Source organism: Corynebacterium silvaticum (genome assembly GCF_004382825.2).
Classification (GTDB): Bacteria; Actinomycetota; Actinomycetes; order Mycobacteriales; family Mycobacteriaceae; genus Corynebacterium; species Corynebacterium silvaticum.
On record NZ_SDQO02000002.1, the window covers coordinates 647,434 to 664,455 of the forward strand.

A 17,022-nucleotide genomic window follows, 5' to 3' on the forward strand; every position below is an offset into this window, starting at 1 on the left:
ATGAAGATAAGAAAGTGGGCGCCATACAAGAAAAGTATGACGCCCACCGGAAAGAATCGACGATTCTTTCTATCGTCGCATGATTTTCTTTGATAGCCAGTTACCAAAGAGCTGCGCAATCTGGACGATGAGGATGATCACGAAGGTCGCTACGTAGGTGACCTCCCAATCGTAGGCACGGTAGCCGTAGACGATGGCAAAGTCTCCCAGACCGCCGCCGCCGATATAGCCGGCCATGGCAGACATATCCACGATGGCGATAAAGATAAAGGTGTAGCCGAGGACTAGCGGTCCTAGAGCCTCGGGGACAATCACCGACGTGATGATTTTCCAGGGGCTTGCTCCCATGGAACGAGCAGCCTCGATGACACCGGGATCAATTGTGACAAGGTTTTGCTCCACGATGCGCGCAACGGCGAAGGTTGCGGCGATGGACATGATGAACATGGCGGCTTCGCGACCAATGGTCGTGCCCACTACTGCCAGTGTGAGGGGGCCGAATGCCGTAATCATGATGATAAATGGGATAGGTCGAACAAAATTCACCAAGATATTAATAACGGTGTAGATGAATTTGTTCTGGAGAATTCCGCCGGCGCGGGTGGTATACAGCAGGACGCCGAGGGCAAGACCAAGCAGGCCACCGACGACGAGAGTGACCGACACCATGATGAGGGTGTCCACGATGGCGGAGGTGAAGGTGTCGCCAAGACGGGACCAGTTGGCGGCGAGGATCTGAGTGGTCATCGCTGGATCTCCTGGATGTCGGTGGTGGTGGAAAGGTAAGCGAAGAAGTTGTCAATGACGCTGTCGGGGCCGGTGAGGCGGACAGTGACTTTGCCAAAGGAATGTTTCTGCAACGTAGTGATGCCGCCGTGCACGATTCCGATTCCGGCTCCTGCGTCCTTGGCCTGCGCCGCTGCGGTGAAAAATCCTGAGTCCTCAGAGAGTGTGATCGTAAAGAGTCGGCCCTCGTGCGCCAGAAGATCTTCCGATTCAATGGCGTCGGGAGTATTGCGTAACGACGTAGCAACGAAGCGCTGGGCCACGCGCGTCTGAGGATGCGAAAAGACTTCGTAGACGCTGCCGTATTCGACCACTTTTCCGTTTTCCATGACAGCAACTTTGTCGGCGATAGAGCGGATAACATCCATCTCATGAGTAATCACGACGATGGTAATTCCCAACTCGCGATTGACCTTACGCAAAAGGTCGAGGACTTCATGCGTGGTTTCTGGGTCCAGCGCTGAGGTGGCTTCGTCGGCAAGCAAAAGCGCCGGGTTGTTGGCGAGCGCACGGGCAATGCCGACGCGCTGCTTTTGTCCGCCCGATAGTTCTTCAGGGTAATTGCCGCCGCGATCGGAGAGCCCCACGAATGCGAGGAGCTCGTCGACACGCCGCTTGCGCTCCTGCTTATCGACGCCCGCCAGCTTCAACGGATACTCAATATTTCCGGCAGTCGTGCGAGAGGTAAACAGGTTGAATTGCTGAAAGATCATCCCAATGCCAGCACGAATGCTGCGGAGCTTCTTCTCTGGCATGCCCACGATGTCAGTGCCGTCTAGACGCAGATGCCCCGAGGTAGGGAAGTCTAGGCCGTTAATCATGCGGACAAGTGTTGATTTTCCGGCGCCAGAATAACCAATGACGCCAAGAATTTCGCCCGGCTCGACGGTCAAGCTGACGCCATCGAGAGCGGTGATATTTTTCTTACCTGAGCTGAAGACTTTGGTGATGTCTTCAAACTCAATACGGGTTCCGTTCATAGGGAATGCCTTCTGCTGTTAAACGCGTAAAACGTGGGCCAAACTTTAGGATTGCTTTTGAAGTCGATCGAGAATCTGCTGTAGCTCCTCAGGCGAGCGCTTGACTTCCACGGAGGTCCCCTTTGAATCCTCTGCCAGTGCGGCCTGCACCTCGGAGGTGTGCCACAACTCGATAAGCTTCTGCCACCTCGGGTCGTCCTTATTCTCCTTCTTAGCCACTAACACATTGATATAAGGCTCTGCCTCAGCAGAAGAAGGATCGTCTTGGAAAATCGTGGTTTTGGCATCGATCCCTGCGCGATCGAGGAAAGTGTTATTGATGACCGCAGGTTTGCCCTCGCCATAAGCCGCCGGCGCTGAAGCCGCCTCAACCGGGGTGACGGAGACCTTGGACTGTTCCTTATCGATGTCTGCCGGTGCCGGTAGATCGGGGCTGCCATCTTTAAGTTTGAGCAAACCCGCCGCCACCAACACATTCAATGCGCGAGCTTGGTTTGTCGGGTCATTAGGAATTGCTACGGAGTTTCCCTCAATTCCGTCGAGCGAATCATGGCCCTTCCAAAACAGTGCCAGAGGGATAATCTCCGTCGAACCGACAGGCACCAAATCAGAGCCAGACTTGACGTTATATTCGGCAAGGAACTTCAAATGCTGGAACAAATTCACATCCAGCTGGTTCTGGCTGAGAGCTTGGTTAGGAGTGGAGAAGTCCGAAAATTTGACGACATCGAGCGTGATTCCCGCTTCTGCCGCTTTGTCTGTCCAGACTGTCCATGCCTTTTTCGTGGAGTCAGTGGTGCCGATTCGGACAGAATCGTCGATTCTTTCCGAAGAACAAGCGACAAGCCCTGTGCCTGCGATGGCCGCGATGCTGTGACGAATATTCATGGACGCGTGTTTTCTTCCTTTTGGCAGGTGCTCGGCACGTATGCTTTTGCTGCTTTATGAAAATCAGTTGAATTTTTGTTATCGCTGGCAGAGTAGTCGAGCGAACTTATTTTGTACAGCTTGGTCTATTCGGTGCTGAGTTAGGTCGGGGTGCTGATGGCCTACAAGGCATAAACGCCCTGTCCCCGGCGATATGGCCGGGGTGGGGCGTCGATAAGCGAAAAGCCGTTATTTACCTTGGATCTCTTCGAGGCGCTTGAGGATCTTTTGCAGTTCCTCGGGGGAGCGCTTTACCTCAACGGAAGTGCCCTTGGAATCTTCCTTGACACCCTCTTGGACTTCGGTGGAGTGCCACAGCTCGACTAGCTTGGCGATGTTCGGGTCATCCTTCTTGTCGGCCTTGGTGACGAAAGCGTTGATATAAGGCTCGGCTTCTTGGGACTCTGGGTTGTCTTGGAAAACAGCGAGCTTCGGATCAATGCCAGCTCGGTCCAGGAATGAGTTGTTGATGATAGCTGGTTTGCCTTCGCCGTAGGCGGCGGTCGTCTGGGCTGCGTCGATGGGGGTGACCTTGACTTTGGAAGCACCTTCATCGATGTCTGCGGGCGCTGGCGTGACTAGGCCATCGTGCTTGAGCTTGAGCAGTCCGGCTTGGACAAGCACGTTGATCGCGCGGCCCTGGTTCGAGGAATCGTTAGGGATGGCGATGGATTCGCCGTCGATACCGTCTAAAGAGTCGTGACCCTTCCAGAACAACGCTAGAGGGACGATCTCGGTGGCTCCGACAGGGGTGAGGTCGGCGCCTTTTCCGGTGTTGTACTCTGCGAGGAATTTGAGGTGCTGGAAGAGGTTAACGTCGATTTGGTTCTGATTCAGAGCGTCGTTGGGGGTGGAGTAATCAGAGAAGTCGACGATATCGAGTTTGATTCCGGCTTCCTTGGCCTTGTCCTCGAAGGCGCTCCAAGCCTTCTTTGTGGAATCCGTTGTGCCGATTTTAATGGTGGTTCCGTCCTTGGCATCGGAGGAGCACGCGACTAAACCCGTTGCGGCAAGCGTGGATGCGGCGATAACGGCGAGGCTGCGGAGCAGTTTCATTGTGGAGTCCTTTAGCGAGATTTTGTTCGGGTGTTATGAAGATAAAAGGGTGAGCAAGAAAGCTTTTCGACGCCAGCCGAAGGTCACTTATCTATAGACAGCTCGGTTAACCGATTGGACTCTATGAGGATGATCGTGACGACTGAATCGTACATATAGGATCTGGAGGGCAGTGTGGTTAGCACTGTTCAGTGCCTATTTTTGTTCAGGCGAAGATGGAAATCCTCTAGGTTTATGCGGTTATCACTGGGACAGTAGTTGAGGTCGGTCAAAATGTACAGCTTTGTCTAGTAATTGATCTTATTTTTGTAGATTAAAAGTTCTAATAGGGTGCCGCTTGGATAGGCTCGGCGGTAGAAAATGCCTGTAAGCCATATATTTTTCAGTCTGTGTAATCGTGTTGTTAAATTTATCGACTTTATATTTGAATAAATTCATTCAGGGGTGAGGCGAAGAGCAGATGGGGAAGATGTGTGGGAAAGAATCGACGATTCTTTCCCACCTTTGCCAAAATGGTCGTTGTGAACCCGGTTTCCTCCAAACTCGTCGCGGCTCGCCTTATTGCGTTGATGCCTTGCTTCGTGGTCGCTTTTGTTGGTTTTGCTATCTCTGCGTATGTGTGGAGTCCTTGGTTGTGGGCGGGGGGTGTCGTTACGCTCGTGGCTGCGTTGTGGGTGGCGTGGCTTATTCCTTTGCAGGTGCGAAACCTTGGCTGGGAAGAGCGTGATGATGAATTGCTGATTACTAAGGGAAAGATGTGGCGGACACTCACCGTGGTGCCTTACGGCAGGATCCAATTTGTCGATGTCACCGAGGGGCCTATCGCTTCGCGCTTTGGTCTTGCCCGCGTTGAGCTGCATACTGCCTCTTCCACGAGTGATTCGGCGATCCCTGGCCTGGAGGTTGATCAGGCTCATGAGCTTAGGCGGAGGTTATCGGAAAAGGCTCGGGAGAGGATGAGCGGGCTATGACCTCGGAGGCTCAGGGCGAGCGTGTGTTATCTAGGGGGGAGCGGGTAGCTGGCATGCGCAGGGTGCATCGGCTGACTCCCTTGCTTCGCTTTTGGAGTGGGATCGTGGCGCTTGTGTCTTTGCTGGTGGTCAATATTGATCGGGACGAGATTCGTTTTGTTGTTGAGCATCAGGATTATGTGTTTTATGCCGTGGGGGCGGTGCTGCTGAGTGTGCTTGTGGTGTGGGCGGTGTCGGGGTTCTGGTGGAGGTCGGAAGGCTTTGACATCACGGAACAAGACGTCACCGTTGCGCGCGGAGTTCTTAACGCGAAGCTGCGTTCCGCCAGGCGTGATCGCATTCAAGCTGTGGACATCGTGGAGTCGGTGATTGCGCGACTATTTCGCGTGGTGGAGGTGCGCGTAGAGACTGCAGGCGGCAGGGATTCCGTACTGACGATTGGCTATCTGACGCGTGAAGAAGGGGAAGCCGTTCGACGTGAGTTGCTGGGGGAGCCTGTCGAACAATCAGGGGAGCATATTCGAGTTTTCAGAATCTTGCTGGGCACTGCGTTGACGCACGGCACGTGGTTGTGTTGCGTGGGGCTGCTGTTTCTGGTTCCTGGCGGAGCTACCGCGGCGGTGCCTTTTGTGGTGGGAATCGTCCCTTCCGCCTGGGGAGTGATCGATAAAGGGTGGCAGTTCCAGTCCAGCTTTGTAAGTGACGCGGAGGGGCCGAGCATTCACGTGTCCTATGGTCTGGCTGATCGTCGGAAGCAATCCATTCCTTTGTCGCGGATTCATGCGGTGGAAATTTCGCAACCCGCGTTGTGGCGCTTTGTCGGTTGGTGGCGAGTGCGGGTCTCGGTCGTGGGCTATGGGGTTAAGGACAAAAAAGCGGGGACGACGACGTTGCTTCCGGTAGGCACATGTGATCAAGCAATGGATTTGGTACGTGAGATCACCGGAATTTCCCTCGATCCACGGCGAGAGAGCGATCCCACTTTGAGAAGCCCGCGCCGGGCGCGGTGGATTTCCCCGTTGGATGTGAGTAATCAGACAGTAAAGCTTTTCGACGGCTATGCGGTGACGCGGTTTGGGTGGCTTCGTCGGCGCGCTGCTGTGGTGGAAACGGCGCATATTCAGGAACTTAGCGTGGTCCAAGGGCCTATTCAGAGATTGCTGCGATTACAGACCGTGCGTTTAGACCTTGTGGCGGGGCCGGTGTTAATGCAGGGGCGTGATCTTGGTGAGGTGCAGGCACAGGAACTGGTGAACTCTTTAAGGGGTAGAAAGTTCAACGCGTTGAATGACGCGTCTTGATATAGGTGAAATGTGGTGTTAGCTTCTGTTTTGGAATATTTTTCAAACAGGAGCATTTCATGTCTAAACTTGCCCGCGGTTTGGCCGCAGGAATGGTTGTTTCCCTTGCTCTCGTCGGATGCTCAAGTGCCGGCAACAATAAAGATAAGGGCCATAGCAAACTCGGAGTTGTGGCGACCACCACCCAAATCTGCGATTACATGAAAAACATCGACGCCGACGTTAACCTCACGTGCCTGCTAGCCCCCAACGCTTCAGCGCACGAACATGAGATGACTCGTGAACAAATGGACGCGTTGCCTAAAGCCGATCTGCTCCTGAAAAACGGCATCGACCTCGAACACTTCCTTGACAATGCTGTCACGTCCTCGGGATTCTCCGGGACTACTGTGGATACTTCTGAAGGCGTCTCTATAGCGAAGTGGCCATTCCCTCCAGAAGAAGGCGAAAGCCAGCCTGAATTCACCCACGATCCGCATATTTGGACAAGCCCACGCAACGCGAAAATCCAAGTGGAAAACATTGGAAAAGCATTGGAAAAGGCCGACCCAGATCATGCGGCTGAGTACAAGAAACGGGTGGATGGGTACGTCGAAAAGCTTGTAGACCTTGACAAGTGGATCTCTGATTCCCTGGCATCCGTCCCAGAGACGGAACGCATCCTCTTTACCTCGCATGATGCTTTCGGCTACTTCTCACGGGACTACAGCGTGAAGTTCATCGGGGCCGCGCTCTCCGACTTCAACTCTCAGCAAGACGCCACCGCGGATCACATCAATTCAGCCGCCGCCCAGGTGCGCGAATCCGGTGCCAAGGTGCTCTTCGCGGAAAACTCCAACAGTTCGCGTTCCATCGAAGCCGTGGCAAAGGCCGCCGGGGTGAAACTCGGTGGAGAACTCTACGGAGACTCCCTAGGCCCTGACGTCACCTACATTCAATCAATCGTCCACAATGTGGAGGCCTTGGTAGAAGGATGGGGCGGCAAACTCGCAGAAAAGCCAGCCTCGCTGGGATAATCCGACTCTTCACCAACGCGTCATGAAGGCCTTCCTATGAAGGTCCTCACCTGTCTTTCGAGAGAAAACCCATGAATGAAACCCATGAATACTGATAACACCACAACACGGAAGCTAGATGTGAACAGCCCAGTTCTTCAGTTTGATAACGCGAGTTTTGCTTATGGAAAAGGCCCCAACAGGAATGTTGCGTTGCAAGGAGTGACAGGCAAGCTATATCCCGGTGAGGCACTCGCATTGATCGGGCCGAATGGGGCGGGGAAGACGACGTTGCTTAAGGGGATTGTAGGAATCGTCGATTCTTTCCAAACAATCGTCGATCGCGGCACCAACAATTCCATCGGATACGTCCCCCAATCCGCGGATTTGGACCTGACCTTTCCGGTGACAGCACGGGACGTTGTGGCGATGGGGTTGTACAACGAGTCGGGATGGAAACCCACGTTCTTGCGAAAAAACCCAGCGAAGGATCCGAGGGTGGACGCTGCGCTGACGAGGGTTGGGCTGTTGGATCGGGCGTCGAAACGCTTTGGTGAGCTCTCGGGCGGGCAGCGTCAGCGCGTACTGATCGCCCGCGCCCTTGTGGCGACGCCTCGATTAGTGCTTCTCGACGAACCTTTCAACGGGCTGGACGAGCCAAATCGCAAAGAGCTACTCCGCATCATTGATGCCGCTAAACGCGAAGGCGTGGCAGTCGTCGTGTCCACCCACGACCTGCTGCTAGCCGAAGAAACCTGCGATAAAGCGCTGCTTTTGGCCGGCCGGCAAATTGCTTTCGGCGCGATCGATGATGTGATGATCCCCGACCTCATCGCTCGTGCCTATGGAGGGCCCCGTGGTTAACGAGTTATCGCAGCTTCTGAACATCCCGCCCTACCTCCTGCGCCCAATCATCCTTCTTACCGTCCTTGGCATTGTGTCGGGATTGGTAGGGGTGATCGTTAACCTTCGCAAACTGGAGTTTAATGCGGAGGCCGTGGTGCATGCGGTTTTCCCTGGGATAGTGGCTGGGGCGGTGTTTGGTGGGAGAGAATCGATCATTCCTTACGCCTCCGTGGTCGCGGTAGTGGTGGCGGTGGTCCTCACTTTCGCGTCGCGCCGCTCGGAGGCCGGAACCGCCATCGTGCTTACTTCGTTTTTCTCCGCGGGCGTTGTCTTATCTCTGAAGAAGGGCGACTTATCAGGGCAACTTGAGGCGTTGATGTTTGGACGATTGCTTGAATCGACCGACAAGCGTTTAGGTGAGGCGCTTGTTGTCTGCGCGGTCGCGGTCCTCATCATGGCGATTACATGGCGAAACCAGATTTTTGTCGCTTTTGACCGCCCAGGCGCGAAAGCTTCAGGCGTGAACGTTGTGCTTTACGACGCCGCCATCAATGTCGCAATTGCAGCGGTCGTGGTCTCTGCATCGACAGCCATCGGAACGCTTCTTGTTATCGGCTATCTAGTGATCCCCGGCGCCGCTGCTCGCCTCGTGAGCACCCGCATCCGACACATGGTCCCCATCGCCATGGCGGTCGGGCTCATCGGTGGCTATATCGGACTATGGATCACCGGAGTCTCTGCACGGATCTCCCCGCAGGCGGCCGTTGCGCTCTCTGTGGTTGCTATGTACTTCCTAGCGCTAGGCCTAGCCAGGCTTGGGCGTCGAGCAGGAAAGAGTGAAGCACCATGCTAATCGACGTCCTCACCCTCCCCATCCTAGAACTCATCAGCGTAGGCGCTCTCTGCGGGCTTGTCGGCGTATTCACAGTGTTGAAGCAACGCGTATTCTTTACCGAATCCGTCACCCACGCCACATTCCCCGGGGCTATTCTGGGCGTCGTGATCCTGGGGCGTGACGGCCTTTACCTCGGAGCACTCATTATGTGCATTCTCATGGCCGTAGCAATGAGATGGCTCACCCGAATTCACGGGCAGTCATCGCAGGCCTCTGCCGGGATCATCCTCACAGTGAGTTTTGCGCTTGGCTACTTCCTCAACAAATGGTTCGCCCCGTTGCCCATCAGAATCGAGGGATTTTTAGCGGGATCGGTGCTCACGGTAAGGGTTTTTGATGTTGTGGTAGCGGGGGTTGTGTTAGTTGTTTCTGTAGGAATCGTCAATTCTTTCCAGAAACACCTCGTCTATTACAGCTTCGATGAGATGGGATTCCGCGCGGCAGGCGGAAACGTGAAGTTAGCTGAGTCCCTGATCCTCGCCATGATTGTGGCAACGGTCGTATGCGTTATCCCAGCCATTGGAACGATTTTGTCTATCGCGCTTATCGCTGCGCCTACGGCAGGCTTGCACTTCCTCGTCTCCAGCCCCACCAAATTGTTATGGCTTGCCCCTATGGTGGGCGTAAGTATAGGGCTTGTTGGTTTGGGGATCGCTGTAGCCTTCAACCTGTCGGCCGGTGGAACGATCGCGGTGGTGGCCGGTGTATTCTACGGAGTATGCATGTCTCTGAGCTCCCTCAAAAGTCCCAGGACTACTTGAAAAACGTGTGGGATCTACACGAAGCCACCGGAAAGCCCGTTCCACTGGGCGAACTCGCAGCTAGAATGTCTGAGAAAACGTCGACGGCGTCTGAAGCAGTAAAGAAGCTCGTCGCACGGGGTTTCCTTGACCATGAGCGCTATGGGGGCATTTTGCTTACAGACGCCGGGAATGCTCTAGCTACCCAAGTTGTTCGCCGGCACCGGCTTATTGAGATGTTCCTGTTTGACACGCTTGGCTATACATGGGACGAAGTTCATGAAGAGGCAGAAATCTTAGAGCATGCGCTTTCCGACAGATTGCTTGAGCGTATCGACGCCCACCTAGGCCACCCAACACGAGATCCGCACGGCGATCCGATTCCTTCTCAGGAAGGAATCGTCGATTCCGTCCCAACACGAGAGCTCGGCGAGTTTGAAATCGGCGAAACTGTGATCGTGGAACGAATCCATGACCGTGATCCGGACTTGTTGCGGTACCTTGCAGAGCATGGCGTACTGCCAGGCGTATCCGTAACAATCAAACAACCCGCATACCCAGGGATGAGCCTTATTTCGGTAGCAGGAAAAGATGTTCCGCTTGCCGACGCCAGCCTGTGGGCGATTAACGTGACGGGGACGTCGAAAAGCTAAGCGATCGCTCTTAAACTCCACCTCGGTAGCCTAGTTGACGCCATACTTCATAGGCTGCCACGGCAGCGGCGTTTGAGAGGTTCATGGAACGCCTTCCCGGGAGCATCGGGATGCGAACCAGCTGGGTAACGCGAGGATGCGCCAAAGTTTCTTCTGCTAAACCAGTCGGTTCGGTGCCAAAAAGGAGCGCATCACCGGGCTGCCACATGACATCCGAGTGGTGAGTTTCCCCATGCGTGGTAAAAGCAAAGATGCGAGTATGCGGGAGAGAATCGAAGCAGCTTTCCAAGCTCTCATGGACACTGACCTCAGCAAGGTCGTGGTAATCGAGTCCAGCTCGGCGCAGATTTTTCTCTTCAAGATTGAAACCTAGAGGGCCTGCAAGGTGTAAATGGGCACCGGTACCCGCGCACATTCTTATCGCATTCCCTGTGTTTGGAGGTATTGCAGGCTGGTCGAAAATGATATGAGCGAATGCAGACATGGGAATAATCTTAGAGCTGTTCTGGAAGGAATCGACGATTCGTTCCAGAAAGTGCAATAATTCGTACTGTGACTGCTATTAAATTAGACGGAAAACTGTACCGAGACGAGATCTTTGCTGACTTAGAGGTCCGCGTTCAATCTTTGAAAGAAAAGGGAATTGTTCCCGGTCTGGCAACAGTTTTGGTGGGTGATGATCCCGCAAGTCACTCTTATGTCAAAATGAAGCACAGTGACTGCGAACAGATCGGTATACGCTCCATTCGTCGGGATCTCCCGGCTGATATTTCTCAAGAAGAACTACTTAGCGTTATTGATGAACTGAACAATGCCCCCGTATGCACTGGCTATATTGTCCAGCTCCCTCTGCCGAAGCACTTGGATGAGAATGCGGTTTTGGAGCGTATTAACCCTGATAAAGATGCTGATGGTTTGCATCCAGTTAATTTGGGCAAGCTCGTGCTCAATGAAGACGCCCCGTTACCCTGTACGCCGAATGGAGCGATACACCTATTAAAGCGTTTCGGTATCGAAATCGCAGGTAAAAAAGTTGTAGTAATCGGCCGGGGAGTGACCGTAGGTAGACCGATTGGCTTGATGCTGACGCGTAGAAGCGAGAACGCGACGGTAGTGCTATGCCATACCGGAACGAAGGATCTTGCTGCGGAAACACTTCAAGCGGATATTATTGTTGCGGCTGCAGGGCAACCTCATATGCTGACATCAGATATGGTGAAACCAGGTACGGCTATCTTGGACGTGGGAGTTTCCCGCAAAGATGGAAAGCTTCTGGGCGATGTACACCCAGATGTTTGGAATATCGCAGGGGCAATTTCACCGAATCCAGGTGGCGTGGGTCCGCTTACCCGTGCATTTTTGATTCGTAACGTGGTGGAGCGCGCGGAACTTGGTTAAAATTTCTCCTCTTGATAACCCACACGACATTGGCCGGAAAGAATCGAAGATTCCTTCCGGAATCCAATACATCGGGCTAGCCCTCTTCGTGATCGCTGTCGCCACCTCAGGCGTCTATTCACTTACTGAGCACTGGCGTCGTGCCACTTTTGTCCTTGGGACAGCTTTGTTGTGGTTGGCGGTTTTGAGGTTGACTTGCGATTCGAAAGTACTGGGGGTTCTCTCTATACGTTCCAGGACATTTGATGTGATGTATGCGTCGGCAGTTGGCGGCGCGATGGTCTTTCTTTCTTACTCGATCGATTCGTTGGGTTCGTAGCAGCTAGCCGTGATTTGCCTGCCGACGCGCTCTTATGCGCTGTTCCTCATGTTTTTCCAAGACTGGCCAAAACGCGGCGGCCGCTTAACCCCTCCCGGCTGCGATTTTTTAATGACACCGTTGGGGAAATACCACGTAGCTATCCGATTTTCGTCGATTGAATAATGGACGCGGTGCTCGGTTTTAAAATTATGGTGAAACCGGCAGAGGCAGGCCAGATTATCTGGCGTCGTCGGGCCATTTTCATCGTGATTAATGACATGATCGATATCGCAATGCTGCGCGCTGACGGTGCAGTTGGGGTAGCGGCAGGAGCCGTCGAGTAGCTGCACAGCTGTTCGGATTTCATCGGTAGGTTGGTACGCCGCAGTATATGCGTCAGCATCGATAGCGGAGGAATCGACGATTCCTCCGCCGGCCATACGCATGAGACCATCAGTGCCTTTAAAAACATTGAGAATAACTTTCGTTGTTATTTGGCTATTAATCAAAGCCATAAAGGAATCGATGAGCTCTTCGCCTGGTTGTATCTTGAGATCTTGTTGCAATATGCAAGCTTCGGTATCGGTCATGGTTATGCTAAGGCGCGTGTATCCGTCGAGTCCCCGTTTGAAAGACGCTGCTCGTTGTTGTTGATCCTGCGGTTTTTGTGCTGCTGGAGGATCGATACTCTCAATGTAGTTTCGAATATGCTTGGACAGCGTCGCTTTCTGAGGTATGACCTGACCCGATACTTGCGAGGTGAAATAATCACATAGATAGTTGTCTAACTGTGGCAATAAGTCTTTACTTATGGCCATGAGATGCTTCTCCAAGACCACAAGGCGTGGCATGTCAAGGTGCCAGTGAGCCTGTAAACAAGACAGTAATTTTGGAAAATTTCTCAGCATAACGCCTACGCGTAGTCCATTTTTCGCATCATTTCGGGAAATATTCATGGAAACGCTCAGGGCATCTATCTGAGTATGAAAGTCCTCTTCAGTCTCAGGAACCTGATGCAGCCAAAACGTAATAAGTTGGCGATTAATGCTCATCTGAAACGCAGATACCGAGTTATTCGTATCAGCGTGCCTAAACCCAATCATGAAAACTCCCTGCTTAAAGCTTTCCGACGCTCACCTGAAGGCGAAGCCAGCCAATATTTCAGGATTAGCCTAGACCTGAACCAAGACCTCAATGAGCTCGAATAAAAGTTATTCACAGGCAGAAACTCTGAGTATGGAAGAAACAGCGATATGGCGTTAGTTATCCACATTTTGTCCGTTGAGTATCAAACAATTGTATTTTCTTTTGATCTTGTGTAGTGCCCAGCCTCCTGTGCGGGTGGCCTGAGTGTTTCAATCGCTAAGGCGTTTTTGTTCTAAAGAATCGTCGATTCTTTCCCACACATTCCTGATGATCCGGTCCATCTGCCGGGTTTCTGTTAGGAAAGCATCATGGCCTATGGGCGAGCTAATTTTTGCCATGCCCAATAGATTTTGACGTTTCGTGAGATGTGTTCCTGCTGGTGGTAGGGGTAAAGGATGTCGGTGTCTACGCCAGCAACTATCGTTGGAACGTTGATGGATGCGAGTGCTTTGTTCAAGCCGCCTCGCCCTCGTCCGATATCGTGACGATTAAGGGCTTCGGTGAGTGCTACGTAGCTGCCGGCATCGAAACGCTCTGCCAGTTTGCGCCCTTGATGCTGCAGGTAACTTTCTACGGCAAAGCGTTGCGACGCGTCTCTGTAAGGCCCCAAAGGATTTTCCTCGTGCTGGGCAGAAGTGCCGAATCTTTCATCAATCTCAAGCTCCCCTCGATAGGTGAGGTGGGCTATTCTGCGCGCGGCGGCAAGGCCATCGAGCGGGTAATCGGCGGCATAGTAGTCTCGCCATTGTTCCAGTTGGGGTCACGCTCGATTGCGCTGATTTGAGCGGACTGAATGCCGATTTGCCAGGCGCTCGCTCTCGCAGACACTGCGATCACTAAAGCAGCTCGCAGCATATCTGGGTAAAGAATCGACCATTCCATCGTGCGCGCACCACCCATCGACCCACCGATGATTGCATGAATTTTATTGATGTTGAGTGCGTCGAGGAATCGTTTTTCGCAGTGCACGAGGTCGCGGATGGAAAGGGCGGGGAAACGGGATCCCCAGGGGCGGGCGTCGTGATGCAAAGTGCTAGGGCCAGTAGAACCCATGCATCCGCCGAGAGCATTAGTACAGAGGACGCAGTAGCGGCGCGTGTCGAGCGCCAGACCATCCCCAATAAGTCCGTTCCACCAGCTTATCGCGTTGGAATCGCCGGTGAGAGCATGCTCGACGAGCACAAGATTGTCGCCACGAAACGTGCCCCATGCTTGATACGCGATGACGACGTCGGGGATCGTGACACCGGCTTCCGTGTGAAAGTCCCCTATGGGAACAAGCGTGAGTTCTCCTGTGGTTTTGAGCATGTCGGGGCTCCTTGGCTGTTCGCAGTGAGGATCGCGTACATGCTACATGGACAGCTCTGTCTAGTCTATCTTTTACGCTCGCGCTATCGCCGCTTTCGAGCTTATCGACGCCCTCCCGCACCCCTGCGCCATACCGGGCTCATCCCGGGCATAAACCATGTGAGGATTCCTGCTACTGCCGCGGCGATGGTGGCTGCAAGGAATCGGCTAATCTGTGGCGTAGCTAAAAACAATCCGATGCACACGGCAGCTATCGCCACCCAAAACAGCAGGATGAAAATAATGTGTTGACGTCCGGAGCCTTTGGTGTTTTCTGCCCAGGGCTGTGCAGGGAAGCGGTTTTTTGCTTCTGTTCTGATTCGGCGGGCTGTTTTTTGTGCTGGTGCGGTGGTGGAAAAAAGGATGAAGGCAAGGCCTGCGCCGACGATGATGAGGTCGCCAAACACTGCTCCGAAAGCGAGCGTTGCGCAAGAAAAAGTAATAGACAACCGTTCGGACCAGTTGAGGGGTAAACCTTGGGTGGGATCGACGTCTGGATAGAGATTCTTAAAAGCTGAGGTAGTGGAGGTATTCATGCAAAATCCTTCGCGATACCAAGGGATGGACTAGAAGATTAGGTAAGTGTAGCCTATACATGTTTTCTGTTAGGTAACACTTCCCTTCGTCACCTCGACTCGGCTTCCGAAAGAACTACGCTGTGGTTTCTTTGGCGCTGTTTTTAGGAAAGAATTGACGATTCCCTCCCTCTTCTAGGAGCTATCCACTCATGCTGAAACCCCGCCGACTGGTCTTAGGGCTGATGAGCGTCGCGGCTCTTGCGGCTGCGCCACTATCCGTTATTTTTGCCCCGCATGCGCAAGCTGCCGAAGGACAATGCTCGTTTGACTGGGGCATCAAGCAAACCTTTAGGTACTACATGCTTAAAGGGGCAGCAGGACAAACCGGAGGGCAGTGGGCTACGGAAGGAATCGGCTTTTCTGGCAGCGACACCGGACACGACGGCGCCTTTAACTTCACGCCAAGCAAAGCGCTTGTCGACGGTTCCACCGCCACCATCCCATTCGGCGGCCTCATTCATTTCAAAGGCCACGATCATGGCAATGGCGTTTACCTATTAGATATGACCCTTAGCGATTGGAAAGTTGTTACAAACGGTTCTTCTGCAGAAATCAAAGTCGATTATGTCTCCTATGAATCGGATATGAGCAATACTCATGAGCGAGGCCCTCAGATCACCGGCGACGACGTAACCATCGCAACGATTAACCTCACAAACTTTGCAGACCCTTCAAGTGGTTCCGTTGACTTAAGTGGCACAACAACATTGACGAGCGAAGGCGCCAAACTCTTCCTCGCTTATCAAGCCGGCGATTCAATGGATGACACCCACGGAAACATCCGTCTTGATGGGCGCTGCTCTCCATCGATAGAGGGCGGTAACGGATCAGGCGGATCAACGGGCGGTAAAAAACGTGCGTTGTCTTCGATCAAAGGAAACTTCACGGGCTTCAATAAAGAAGCCATGGCTATTTTGTCAGAGACCAACGACACCATGAACGCCACCACAATTTTCATGGACAATGCAGGGCACTTTCTCGATTCGTTGAAAGACTTTGAAACTCGTGGAACTGGGGCCAGCGCTGGAAAAACTAATTCGAACGCGAGAAGCGCCCGAGCGGGTAATGCTGCCACATCAAACGGTCAAGATTCTGGAAAGAATCGTCAATTCCTTCCCAAAACAGACAATCAAACCCCATCCCAACCCTCCCAAAACACAGCTGGAAGCACCACCCCTAACCCTCAAACATGCGCTGCTGGCTCAGGAGTCCAGAGTGCTTCGGCTCGCTGGGGAGTAAAGAAGTCGTTTCAGTCTTACATCACTGGTTCGATAGCAAAGGGAAAGTGGACTTTGGATCAGGCGACTCACAGCGGAGGACAGTTCGTATTCTCGGGTAATTCTGGAGCTGTGGATGTGCCAAAGCGCTCGGGGAAAATTGCATTTGTGGGCGGAGTGAACTTTAGCGGACACAATGGGGTGCTGGACTTAAGTATCTCCAATATTGAAATTGGCTTTAACGGGCGCAGCGGCGTGCTGTATGCCGATGTTCGTTCGTCTGATTTGCAAGGCAACAAGAATGATTATGGACATATACCGCTAGCTAATCTGAACTTTGGTTCGTTGGATCTGTCAGACTCTAAGGTTTCGGGTAGAGCTGCGGCGACGTTAACTAAAGAAGGTTCTGGTGCTTTTGCTGGTTTCTATGAAGCGGGAGCAGAGCTAGATTCTTTAGATTTTGATGCAGCTTTGGGCGGTGCTGCGGATTGTGCCTCTGGTGCCGCTAAAGCGAGCGGAGCAAAGAACGGCAAGAAAGTAGCCAGCGCTGCGGCGTCCGGAGCTGATAAAGAAGCCAACGACGATAGTGGCGCAGCAGCTGCGGATGATCAGGATCCGAATGGGTCTGGTTACAAGAATGGCGCAAAGAACTTTAAATTCCGTCCGGCCGCTGATGATAAGGAAGGCATCGATCCCAACATGTATCTGTTGCTCATCGTCGCGGGTTTTGTGATCGCCGGAGGTAGTATGGGGCGTTTGGTGCTTAATAATCCGTCGTAGATGCAGGTTTTCCGTTACTTAGTGTTGGTTTGTTTGTGATCAACGTTGTCGAGTCAGCCATAGTTCGTGGAATAGTTTCCACTAGGCTGTGGCGTCACACTCGAT

16 protein-coding genes and 2 pseudogenes are annotated in these 17,022 nt (G+C 53.1%); 10 read left to right on the forward strand and 8 right to left on the reverse strand.

Translation table 11 applies throughout. The annotated features are described in order from the left end of the window. Positions 1-69 precede the first annotated feature (69 nt). The 4 genes from ET810_RS07265 to ET810_RS07280 all read right to left on the reverse strand — a co-directional run bounded on the left by ET810_RS07265 (position 70) and on the right by ET810_RS07280 (position 3,749). Positions 70-747: a methionine ABC transporter permease gene (locus ET810_RS07265; RefSeq protein WP_087453438.1), complete on the reverse strand. Its 678-nt coding sequence runs from the start codon at positions 745-747 to the stop codon at positions 70-72. Continuing rightward, on the reverse strand, positions 744-1,766 hold the full coding sequence (locus ET810_RS07270; RefSeq protein ID WP_087453439.1) for a methionine ABC transporter ATP-binding protein: 1,023 nt from the start codon (positions 1,764-1,766) through the stop codon (positions 744-746). The genes ET810_RS07265 and ET810_RS07270 overlap by 4 nt, the downstream gene beginning before the upstream one ends. A gap of 45 nt (positions 1,767-1,811) precedes the next feature. Next, entirely contained in the window at positions 1,812-2,654 is an 843-nt protein-coding gene (locus tag ET810_RS07275; protein ID WP_134316403.1) for a MetQ/NlpA family ABC transporter substrate-binding protein, read from the reverse strand. Between the two features lie 228 nt (positions 2,655-2,882). Further along, positions 2,883-3,749 (reverse strand): MetQ/NlpA family ABC transporter substrate-binding protein, encoded by an 867-nt coding sequence (locus tag ET810_RS07280; RefSeq protein ID WP_134316402.1) that lies wholly within the window; start codon positions 3,747-3,749, stop codon positions 2,883-2,885. A gap of 512 nt (positions 3,750-4,261) precedes the next feature. On the opposite strand from ET810_RS07280, the gene ET810_RS07285 reads away from it, so the two are divergent. The 7 genes from ET810_RS07285 to ET810_RS07315 all read left to right on the forward strand — a co-directional run bounded on the left by ET810_RS07285 (position 4,262) and on the right by ET810_RS07315 (position 10,150). After that, a complete protein-coding gene (locus ET810_RS07285) occupies positions 4,262-4,720 on the forward strand; it encodes a PH domain-containing protein (protein WP_171483310.1) in 459 nt (152 codons plus the stop codon). Between the two features lie 53 nt (positions 4,721-4,773). Beyond that, on the forward strand, positions 4,774-6,021 hold the full coding sequence (locus tag ET810_RS07290; RefSeq protein WP_087454833.1) for a PH domain-containing protein: 1,248 nt from the start codon (positions 4,774-4,776) through the stop codon (positions 6,019-6,021). 59 nt (positions 6,022-6,080) lie between these two features. Further along, positions 6,081-7,037 carry a metal ABC transporter substrate-binding protein gene (locus tag ET810_RS07295; RefSeq protein ID WP_134316401.1) on the forward strand — a complete coding sequence of 319 codons (957 nt, stop codon included), beginning with the start codon at positions 6,081-6,083 and terminating at the stop codon, positions 7,035-7,037. A gap of 84 nt (positions 7,038-7,121) precedes the next feature. Further along, positions 7,122-7,880: a metal ABC transporter ATP-binding protein gene (locus ET810_RS07300; protein ID WP_087454834.1), complete on the forward strand. Its 759-nt coding sequence runs from the start codon at positions 7,122-7,124 to the stop codon at positions 7,878-7,880. Beyond that, positions 7,873-8,715, forward strand: a complete 843-nt coding sequence (locus tag ET810_RS07305) for a metal ABC transporter permease (RefSeq protein WP_087453443.1) — start codon at positions 7,873-7,875, stop codon at positions 8,713-8,715. The genes ET810_RS07300 and ET810_RS07305 overlap by 8 nt, the downstream gene beginning before the upstream one ends. After that, entirely contained in the window at positions 8,709-9,518 is an 810-nt protein-coding gene (locus tag ET810_RS07310) for a metal ABC transporter permease (protein WP_134316400.1), read from the forward strand. The genes ET810_RS07305 and ET810_RS07310 overlap by 7 nt, the downstream gene beginning before the upstream one ends. Then, positions 9,476-10,150, forward strand: coding sequence for a metal-dependent transcriptional regulator (locus ET810_RS07315; protein ID WP_087453445.1), 675 nt, complete (start codon positions 9,476-9,478; stop codon positions 10,148-10,150). Before ET810_RS07310 ends, ET810_RS07315 begins: the two co-directional genes overlap by 43 nt. Positions 10,151-10,160: 10 nt before the next feature. Here ET810_RS07315 and ET810_RS07320 read toward each other — a convergent pair whose 3' ends face one another. Further along, positions 10,161-10,634: a tRNA (cytidine(34)-2'-O)-methyltransferase gene (locus tag ET810_RS07320; protein WP_166741032.1), complete on the reverse strand. Its 474-nt coding sequence runs from the start codon at positions 10,632-10,634 to the stop codon at positions 10,161-10,163. A gap of 68 nt (positions 10,635-10,702) precedes the next feature. Here ET810_RS07320 and ET810_RS07325 point away from each other — a divergent pair, with 68 nt between their 5' ends. Together ET810_RS07325 and ET810_RS07330 are read left to right on the forward strand one after the other, a co-directional pair. Beyond that, entirely contained in the window at positions 10,703-11,548 is an 846-nt protein-coding gene (locus tag ET810_RS07325) for a bifunctional methylenetetrahydrofolate dehydrogenase/methenyltetrahydrofolate cyclohydrolase (RefSeq protein WP_087453447.1), read from the forward strand. Then, the gene (locus tag ET810_RS07330; RefSeq protein ID WP_134316399.1) at positions 11,541-11,867 is read left to right on the forward strand and encodes a DUF3017 domain-containing protein; all 327 of its coding nucleotides are present in this window, start codon (positions 11,541-11,543) and stop codon (positions 11,865-11,867) included. Before ET810_RS07325 ends, ET810_RS07330 begins: the two co-directional genes overlap by 8 nt. Before the next feature lie 3 nt (positions 11,868-11,870). Here the strand turns inward: ET810_RS07330 and ET810_RS07335 are convergent. From ET810_RS07335 to ET810_RS07345, 3 genes and pseudogenes are all read right to left on the reverse strand, one after another. Continuing rightward, positions 11,871-12,952 (reverse strand): annotated as a pseudogene (locus tag ET810_RS07335) (HNH endonuclease signature motif containing protein). Between the two features lie 252 nt (positions 12,953-13,204). Continuing rightward, positions 13,205-14,303, reverse strand: a pseudogene (metX, locus tag ET810_RS07340) (homoserine O-acetyltransferase MetX). Between the two features lie 101 nt (positions 14,304-14,404). Beyond that, positions 14,405-14,878 (reverse strand): hemin receptor, encoded by a 474-nt coding sequence (locus tag ET810_RS07345; protein WP_087453451.1) that lies wholly within the window; start codon positions 14,876-14,878, stop codon positions 14,405-14,407. A gap of 191 nt (positions 14,879-15,069) precedes the next feature. On the opposite strand from ET810_RS07345, the gene ET810_RS07350 reads away from it, so the two are divergent. Next, positions 15,070-16,917: an HtaA domain-containing protein gene (locus ET810_RS07350; protein WP_087453452.1), complete on the forward strand. Its 1,848-nt coding sequence runs from the start codon at positions 15,070-15,072 to the stop codon at positions 16,915-16,917. Positions 16,918-17,022 lie beyond the last annotated feature (105 nt).

Excerpts from the sequence above, each read along its gene's own strand:
- ET810_RS07265 (WP_087453438.1), bottom strand. The coding sequence starts at position 747 with ATGACCACTCAGATCCTCGCCGCCAACTGGTCCCGTCTTGGCGACACC.
- ET810_RS07270 (WP_087453439.1), bottom strand. The coding sequence starts at position 1,766 with ATGAACGGAACCCGTATTGAGTTTGAAGACATCACCAAAGTCTTCAGC.
- ET810_RS07275 (WP_134316403.1), bottom strand. The coding sequence starts at position 2,654 with ATGAATATTCGTCACAGCATCGCGGCCATCGCAGGCACAGGGCTTGTC.
- ET810_RS07280 (WP_134316402.1), bottom strand. The coding sequence starts at position 3,749 with ATGAAACTGCTCCGCAGCCTCGCCGTTATCGCCGCATCCACGCTTGCC.
- ET810_RS07285 (WP_171483310.1), top strand. The coding sequence starts at position 4,262 with ATGGTCGTTGTGAACCCGGTTTCCTCCAAACTCGTCGCGGCTCGCCTT.
- ET810_RS07290 (WP_087454833.1), top strand. The coding sequence starts at position 4,774 with ATGCGCAGGGTGCATCGGCTGACTCCCTTGCTTCGCTTTTGGAGTGGG.
- ET810_RS07295 (WP_134316401.1), top strand. The coding sequence starts at position 6,081 with ATGTCTAAACTTGCCCGCGGTTTGGCCGCAGGAATGGTTGTTTCCCTT.
- ET810_RS07300 (WP_087454834.1), top strand. The coding sequence starts at position 7,122 with ATGAATACTGATAACACCACAACACGGAAGCTAGATGTGAACAGCCCA.
- ET810_RS07310 (WP_134316400.1), top strand. The coding sequence starts at position 8,709 with ATGCTAATCGACGTCCTCACCCTCCCCATCCTAGAACTCATCAGCGTA.
- ET810_RS07315 (WP_087453445.1), top strand. The coding sequence starts at position 9,476 with ATGCATGTCTCTGAGCTCCCTCAAAAGTCCCAGGACTACTTGAAAAAC.
- ET810_RS07320 (WP_166741032.1), bottom strand. The coding sequence starts at position 10,634 with ATGTCTGCATTCGCTCATATCATTTTCGACCAGCCTGCAATACCTCCA.
- ET810_RS07345 (WP_087453451.1), bottom strand. The coding sequence starts at position 14,878 with ATGAATACCTCCACTACCTCAGCTTTTAAGAATCTCTATCCAGACGTC.
- ET810_RS07350 (WP_087453452.1), top strand. The coding sequence starts at position 15,070 with ATGCTGAAACCCCGCCGACTGGTCTTAGGGCTGATGAGCGTCGCGGCT.